The following is a 1,439-nucleotide window of genomic DNA, read 5'->3' as shown; positions in this document are numbered from 1 at the left end:
ATGCTATTTACTCCTTGATTTGCTGGTAACAAACCGAGGCAGTATTTAGCATGGGCATTCTACGGGCAAAGCCCCACATGAACGATCACCACCTCCATAGGAGGTGGTTTAAGATTGATAATTAAAACTTTCGGTACCGCCAGTAAACAGGCGATACCGAACTCTTTTCATCAGTGATTATTTTTCAGGTAATTTTATATCTTTAAACATCTCTTCAATTTCTTCGTTTGAACGCAACGCTACGGCGGTATCCACCACATCGCGTGTCAAATGCGGCGCGAAACGTTGAATAAAATCATACATGTAACTGCGCAGGAACGTGCTACGGCGGAAACCGATCTTCGTCGTGCTGTGGCTGAAGACATCATGCGCATCAACACGCACCAGATCCGGGTCAGAAATGGGATCAACAGCCATGCTGGCAATCACCCCTACCCCTAACCCCAGTCGAACATAGGTTTTAATAACATCGGCGTCCGTTGCGGTAAAGACGATGCGCGGCGTCAGACCCGCACGATTAAACGCGGTATCCAGCTCCGAGCGGCCGGTAAAGCCAAAGGTATACGTGACAAGCGGATACTGCGCCAGCTCTTCAATGGAAACCGATGGCTTATTGGCCAGCGGATGCTCCGGCGTCACCACAATCGAGCGATTCCAGTGATAGCACGGCAGCATAACCAGGTCGTCATACAAATGCAGGGCTTCAGTCGCAATTGCGAAATCCGCGTTACCTTTCGAAACCGCCTCGGCAATCTGGGTTGGCGACCCCTGATGCATATGCAGCGATACGCGAGGATAACGCTCGATAAACCCTTTAATGACATTGGGCAGCGCGTAACGGGCCTGCGTATGCGTTGTCGCGATATAGAGCGAACCTTTATCCGGCCAGGTATGCTCACCGGCAACCGACTTTATCGCATCCACTTTGGAGAGCACCTCCCGTGCAATGCGGATAATCTCCTGACCTGCTGGCGTCACCTGTGTCAAATGCTTCCCACTACGGGCGAAAATCTGGATACCCAGTTCATCTTCCAGCATACGAACCTGCTTACTGATACCCGGTTGCGAGGTGTAAAGCCCTTCAGCAGTGGAAGAGACATTAAGGTTGTGATTCACCACCTCAACAATGTAGCGAAGCTGCTGTAATTTCATGTTAAACCATCCAGATTAGTGCCATCAGGTCATCGTTTCGAAGCGAACGCCGGGGCGCTGCTAATACGATTTAATAATAAAAAAGTTATTAACTATAACCACTATATCATTTATATCCGGACTGTATAGATTTGAAGAAAAAATAATAAGGTCGTTATAAAAGTAAAAAACCACCTGCATAGCAGGTGGCTTTGACACAGCCCCCTAAAAGGGGGCTTAAACACTACCCTTCCAGTCCCAGCTGTATTTGTCTTTCTTCTTCCTCTTTGGCTACCTTGTCCTGGTAC

The 1,439-nt window shown here is 48.4% G+C and carries 1 protein-coding gene; it reads right to left on the bottom strand.

The features are described from left to right. Positions 1–177: 177 nt before the first annotated feature. On the bottom strand, positions 178–1,152 hold the full coding sequence (gene cysB, locus WB371_RS23730) for an HTH-type transcriptional regulator CysB (protein ID WP_336222384.1): 975 nt from the start codon (positions 1,150–1,152) through the stop codon (positions 178–180). Positions 1,153–1,439: the final 287 nt, after the last annotated feature.

The sequence above is a fragment of the Citrobacter amalonaticus genome (assembly GCF_037053465.1).
GTDB classification, from domain to species: domain Bacteria; phylum Pseudomonadota; class Gammaproteobacteria; order Enterobacterales; family Enterobacteriaceae; genus Citrobacter_A; species Citrobacter_A amalonaticus_H.
The sequence above is the reverse complement of the archived record's forward strand: the minus strand, read 5'-3'. Positions and strand labels throughout refer to the sequence as shown.

Excerpts from the sequence above, each read along its gene's own strand:
- cysB (WP_336222384.1), bottom strand. The coding sequence starts at position 1,152 with ATGAAATTACAGCAGCTTCGCTACATTGTTGAGGTGGTGAATCACAAC.